General features: G+C 39.3%; 7 protein-coding genes and 1 pseudogene. 3 read left to right on the top strand and 5 right to left on the bottom strand.

Annotation, left to right across the window (positions count from 1 at the left end):
- Positions 1–222 (bottom strand): chromate transporter (locus AAC037_RS17960; protein WP_339904500.1); only part of this gene is annotated, 222 nt, incomplete at its 3' end.
- A gap of 9 nt (positions 223–231) precedes the next feature.
- Entirely contained in the window at positions 232–1,212 is a 981-nt protein-coding gene (locus tag AAC037_RS17965) for a 2-oxoglutarate and iron-dependent oxygenase domain-containing protein (protein WP_339904502.1), read from the bottom strand.
- Positions 1,213–1,432: 220 nt separating this feature from the next.
- Here AAC037_RS17965 and AAC037_RS17970 point away from each other — a divergent pair, with 220 nt between their 5' ends.
- Positions 1,433–2,200 (top strand): hypothetical protein, encoded by a 768-nt coding sequence (locus AAC037_RS17970; RefSeq protein WP_339904503.1) that lies wholly within the window; start codon positions 1,433–1,435, stop codon positions 2,198–2,200.
- A 16-nt stretch (positions 2,201–2,216) separates the two neighbouring features.
- On the opposite strand, the gene recO is transcribed toward AAC037_RS17970, so the two are convergent.
- Both recO and AAC037_RS17980 read right to left on the bottom strand, forming a co-directional pair.
- Positions 2,217–2,903, bottom strand: a complete 687-nt coding sequence (gene recO, locus AAC037_RS17975; RefSeq protein ID WP_339904504.1) for a DNA repair protein RecO — start codon at positions 2,901–2,903, stop codon at positions 2,217–2,219.
- An 11-nt stretch (positions 2,904–2,914) separates the two neighbouring features.
- On the bottom strand, positions 2,915–3,493 hold the full coding sequence (locus AAC037_RS17980) for a thymidine kinase (protein WP_339904506.1): 579 nt from the start codon (positions 3,491–3,493) through the stop codon (positions 2,915–2,917).
- Between the two features lie 433 nt (positions 3,494–3,926).
- Here AAC037_RS17980 and AAC037_RS17985 point away from each other — a divergent pair, with 433 nt between their 5' ends.
- On the top strand, positions 3,927–4,997 hold the full coding sequence (locus AAC037_RS17985) for a hypothetical protein (RefSeq protein WP_339904508.1): 1,071 nt from the start codon (positions 3,927–3,929) through the stop codon (positions 4,995–4,997).
- The gene (locus AAC037_RS17990) at positions 4,997–5,680 is read left to right on the top strand and encodes a hypothetical protein (RefSeq protein WP_339904509.1); all 684 of its coding nucleotides are present in this window, start codon (positions 4,997–4,999) and stop codon (positions 5,678–5,680) included. The genes AAC037_RS17985 and AAC037_RS17990 overlap by 1 nt, the downstream gene beginning before the upstream one ends.
- 33 nt (positions 5,681–5,713) lie before the next feature.
- Here AAC037_RS17990 and AAC037_RS17995 read toward each other — a convergent pair.
- A pseudogene (locus AAC037_RS17995) lies at positions 5,714–6,057 on the bottom strand (hypothetical protein); the annotation flags it as partial.

Consider the following 6,057-nt stretch of genomic DNA (forward strand, 5'->3'; position numbering starts at 1 on the left):
AAAACCAATGGCTGAGATGGTCTGGGTGGAAGTGGGGCCGGGCAAGACAAGGCAGAGTGCATTCAGTTCCAGCAAGTCCTTTTCGGTGATGTACCTCCTTTTCTTTACCATTATATCGATGACCATGGCCAAAAATACCTGCGGCCCCCCAAAGGCTGTCAGAGAAAGTATGAGCACATCTTTTAGATATATATAATACCTTACCTTCCTGATGGTGGTCATAAGTAAGTTTTATTTTTTCAGGCCTAATTCTTTTAGTCTTTCATCCAAAAACTCCCCGGCAGTACAGTCTTCAAATGCTTTTGGGTGGTCTTGATCCACACAAGAATCCAGGCAACTAAGATCCATTTCTGATCTGGGATGTAGAAAAAACGGAATGGAATACCTACTAGTATTCATCAGTTCACGTGGTGGGTTCACCACCCTGTGAATGGTTGACTTGAGTTTTTTATTGGTCAGCCTTTCCAGCATGTCCCCAACATTTACTACCAATTGATCCGGCAAAGCAGTTATTGGAATCCATTTGCCGTCTTTCCTTAGGACTTGAAGTCCATCTGCACTGGCTCCCATCAGCAAGGTGATTAGGTTGATATCCCCGTGCTCTGCTGCCCTGACAGCATCTGCCGGTACAGCTTCGGGGTTGGTGATAGGGAAATAATGGATGGAGCGAAGGATAGAATTACCATTTTCTATTTTACTGTCAAAGTAGTTCTCTTTAAGTCCTAAATTCAATGCGATGGCTTGAAGCATAATCCTTCCTGCGGCTTCAAGGGTTTGGAAAACCTTTAAAGAAATGTCCTTGTATTCGGGAATTTCTTTTGGCCAAATATTGGCCACATACTCCTCTTTTACCGGATCATCATTGGATATTTGGTCAAGAGGTTGGCCCACATGATAAAATTCTTTTAAATCACCTGTATTTCTGCCTTTGGCATGCTCTTTTCCTTTGCCGGTATAGCCCCTTTGAAAGCCTATTTCAGGTTTTTCATACTTGGATTTTTTGTCGTCAGGTAGGGAGAAAAAGCTTTGGATGGCCGCATACAATTCATCTTGCATGGCTTGGTCAAGCCCATGGTTTTTTATTGAAACAAAACCTATGTTTTCATAGGCTTCTCCCAATTTGCTAACAAATGCAGCTTTTTTACTCTTATCACCGGAGGTAAAATCGGCCAAGTCTAGGCAGGGAACTTCTTCAAATAAAATATCGCTCATTTGATTTTTAAGTTTAATGCAAGGTAATTTTTTTATTGTTAAAAATAAATACCTTTGATTCTTTAATAGAAACTCAAATGGGACTTTATTTGTAAAATAACCATGGTTTCTGCTTTCGAGACAAAGCCCGGGATCAAAAGTAAGGTTTCTTCATAGTAATTTCCAATAAATTAAAATAGAAAAGGTGACAAACTCGTTTGCTTTGTATAAACAATCAAGTATGAATTATTGGTTTAAGTTTTTAGGTGCAGCTTTCGGATTGGTTTTGATGGTATCATGCGATTCTTCAACCAACAAGACGGAAAGCTCAACTGTACAGCAAAATGAAGGGCAATTGTCAGCAGAAGAACCATCGGCGGAATCTCCGATTTTTGAGAAATTTCAGCCTGAAATGAATCCGGATGCCATGCTTGATATTTACAATCCTTTTGGGAATGAAGATTTTGAAATTGGCAAAGTGGCTTTTTCTTTTAACATCCGAAACCACGGTTTGGGCCAGAAAAATCCTTTGATGCTGTCTTTAAACGGGGGCACGTCTAAACCTTATACCCAACCAAATTTCCAGTTGGAACTGAATAAAGGAACCTACCGTGCTGTAGCTTATTTACTTAATGAGGAGGGCTTTGCTTTAAAGGAATACGGGAATTATTCAGCCCGTGATTTTACTGTTGGAGGTTCCAAGCCATTTCCCGAGGAGGATGCACCTTATTTAATTCTTCACCTTCCCAATGAGGCTCAGGTTTATCCTTCAAATGAGCCGGTGATTGTAGACTTTCTATACTTGGGAGGAGGGCCTGAAAGTGATGGAGTGGAAGTCCATGTTGAGGTAGGTGATGCTGTTTTTACCTTAAAGGAGATTGCAAGTGTGAAAATTGAAAACCTCTCAAAAGGAGCCTATCGGTTAAGGGTTAGTTTAAGAGATGCCAATACCGGAAAAGAGCTAGATGGAATATTTTCAAGTTATACGCGTAACATCGAAATTCAATAACTTTGCTCAATCTGATTTAAGAGAGAAGCGTTCTCAAAACTGACAGGGATTTTATTTCTCCAAACCCCTCAATATGAATTTTATAAAACAAAATCCAGTCGTCTAACAACTGCCTTTTGATGATTCCCGGGATCATTGGAGCAGTCTGAACCTCTTCATCCAACAGTTGATTTAAGCACTGGATTTTACTGTTATAATTAATCCCTGTTTGATCAACAGGCAATTGTAAAAAAAAATCATTGGCATCCTCCGGTTCAAAACCCAAATAGCGGGAAGTGCTTATCAGAAAGTAAAGCGCAAAAAGTCCGGGTTGGTATTGTTCGGCATCAAGGGATAAAATTTTCACCTTTAAATGATCAAAAAGCAACTCATTTTGATAGTTGTCAAAGACAACTTTACCGAGTACCTCGGCCATAAACATGCTGATGCCAGATCGGATAAAATCAAATGGAATGCGCTGGAAACTTAAGTCTGATTTTATTTCCGATATTCTGTGGATGTTTGCATTTTCTTTGTCATAAACCACCATATCAACCAGTGATAATGGTTGAAAAAGGGCAACTTTTGAAGAAGATTTGCTCGACCTTACGCCATTCACTACATAGGATTTCAGACCCAATTCACGGGTGAAAATCTTTGTGATAATCGAAGTTTCCCTGTATTTGGTGTATCCGATTACAATTCCTGTAGTTTTTTTTAGCATTAGCCGGCTATTTACAGGTTATAAAAACACTTTCGGCAGCGGGCTTCATAGCTTTCTTTTTCCCCCAACATAACTTTGGACTTGTCTCCTGAAAGTCGGTAACTATAAGAAGCAAGGTCTCCACATTTCATGCAGATCGCATGGACTTTGGTGACATATTCTGCTATGGATAATAATTGAGGCATGGGCTCAAACGGGTTGCCTTCAAAATCCATATCCAGGCCGGCGACTATTACCCTAATGCCGTTTTTTGCCAATTGCTCCACCACCGGTATTATTTGTTCATCAAAAAACTGAACCTCATCAATACCCACTACATCACAATTTCCTGCAAGGAGTAAAATGTCATCGGCAAATTGCACAGGGGTGGAACGGATTATATTTTCATTGTGAGAAACCACATTGTTCTCATCGTACCTTTTGTCTATAGCCGGTTTGAAAATCTCCACCCTTTGTTTGGCAATTAATGCCCTGTTTAGCCTTCTGATCAACTCCTCAGTTTTACCTGAAAACATTGAGCCACAGATTACTTCTAGCTGTCCTTTTGGTCCGGATTTCCCGGTTTTTCCTAGCGATGGCTCAATAAACATAATTTCTGGATAAGGTAAAAAATCAATACTTCAAAAGGTGCCTACAGTATAGATTGAATAAGGCCTCCTTAAATTTAAGCATACGAAATTAATGGATTTATATTTATTAATAAAATTATGCCAGGTAAATGCCTTTTCGATCAAATCAACCGTGCTTGATTGTGGGATTAACCAAATGGGGCTAATTGTAGATAAAATGCTGAAATAAAATAAGTCGATTAAAGCTATAGATATTTGAGATTGCACTTAGAGAAAAAAATCCAACAATGGATTAAACTATTGGGTATGAGTAGGCTATAGGGTGGGATTGATTGCTGGCGATTTATTGGAATTTGTAGCACTTAATTTTGAGCTTTACATTTTACCCTGCGACTTTCTTTAAAGAATAAATTACATAACTTTACCCTAGTGAAATAGGGGGAAAACAAATAACATGGCAAAACAAATGACATTAGATCAGGATTATATTGACAGTTATTCCAAAGATTTTTCAAAAAAAATCTGTGACAATCATTTTAACCATCAAAAAAGAATCAGTGGGCAAGAAATTATAGAATTAAGTGCTTCTACCCAACTTAATTTAATGGTAATTAGGGAGCTTTTTGTGGATTGGCAAAAACAAGTTGACTCCTTTTCCCAAAACCCTTATTTTGATTACAGTGACAGTAAGGTACAAGAAGCTTTGGCTACTTTTATGAATGTGCTTTCAAGGGCCATAAGTATTGAAAAATCAGATTTTGAGCCTTTGTTGACCAAGGCTGTTAGCAAAACCCTCCGTTTGGCCATAGAGCCTGTTTCATTTATGGAACAAACCCTAGAAGAAGTGACCAAAGATCATGCCTCTCAGATAAAGGAATTAAAGAAGTATATCAAATGGCATCGGACAGCTTGGGAGCCTGCAGCGGATGATCTGGCTGCTGATCCGGGAAATCTTTTTTGGAAGCAAAAACTGTATGAAGGTTTCGAAAAGGAAGCAGATGAGTCCATGCAACCTGTGGTTTTGCTTGACCCTTTCCAAGAAATCTTGCCACTGGATTTTAATAGTTTGGTTACAGAGGCGCCGGAGACTATTGAAGCCCAAGTGGAGCCCGAAGTCATTGAAGAAGAAAAAGTAGTTTCTCCGCATTATATCATCGAAGATAAAGAAACTTCAGGAGATCAACAGGCAGGGGATGCTACGGAAAAGGAACCCTTGGAAACCATAGACCCGGCAATTGTTTGGGCCAAGTTTGATGCTGAGGAAAACCCCTATATGAAAGGAAGTATTGCGCAACTGAAAGAGGGGATGGGGATCAATCAGCGTATCATGTTCACAAAAAGGTTATTCCAAGGCAATCCTGATTTGATGGAACAAGCCATTATTGAACTGGATGAAACCGAAAGTTTTTATGAGGCCATTGATTTGTTGAACCATAGTTTTGTAAAAAGCCTAAACTGGGACATCCATTCCGAGGAGGTAATGGAATTGCTGCAATTGATCTTTAGAAAATATGATTCAGAATAATGGGGCTTAATAACCATTATGGCTCCCTGCATGAATCAGCTCTTTCCATCATCAGGAAGGAAGGTTTCTCTTTAGATGCTGAATTGAACAATCCAAATGACCGGAGGAGAGGGCTAACCTTATTGTTAAGACCGAATCCCGAGCTTGTGGAGGCTTTAAATGGATTTATTTCCGAAGGTAGGGCAATACTTCCGGGCCAATATTTTTATCCGCCTTCAGATCTACACCTAACCATAATGCCCATTATTTCATGTTATGAAGGCTTCTCTGTGGAAAAGCTGGACTTGAGTGTCTATGATCAACTGATCAAAAATTCCCTGAAGGGTATTCGTAGGATGGAAATTGAATTTGAAGGAGTATTTGCCTCTCCATCATGTTTGATGGTCAAAGGCTTTCCTCTTAATGAATATTTAATGAATTTTAGGCAAAATTTGAGGCAATCCTTTGCCAGCTCAAATGTTGAGCAATCCTTAGACAAGCGTTATAAATTGGTTGCGGCCCACAGTACCTTGGTCAGGTTTGTAAAACCAATTGAAGACATAGAAAAGGTATTTTCCTTGATAGAGGCCTATAAAAATTTCAATTTTGGGACACAGTATTTTGATCAAGTAACCTTGGTTTACAATGATTGGTACCAAAGGAAATCAATTGTTAAAACTTTAAATATTTACCCTCTTCATTGATATAGCTGAAGGGATCGACTTTCCCGTTAACTTTTACCTTTTTGGCAGAGCAAAAACATTGTCTACATAAAATTTGCCCAAAGGTACTTTAGAATCTGATCCCGGTAATGGGGGTTCAGGGTCTTCATTGGGTGTTTTTCTATTGGGGAGATCCCTGTAGGGGCCGGTCCTGAATGAAATCCTTTCTACTGATTTTACAGCCACTGTTAGCGGTATCTTTTTTGCAACCAACGCATCGTTCCAATACAAGTCATAGTGTCCATTAATCCCTGCATGCAGGTCTAATTTTAGGCTATGCCATTTGTTATGACCGATGGGTCCGAGATTAACCTCTTGATGTCCTTCATGGTATATTAAATCTCCGGATGCTGTCAATT

This window comes from uncultured Cyclobacterium sp. (assembly GCF_963976465.1).
Taxonomy (GTDB): domain Bacteria; phylum Bacteroidota; class Bacteroidia; order Cytophagales; family Cyclobacteriaceae; genus Cyclobacterium.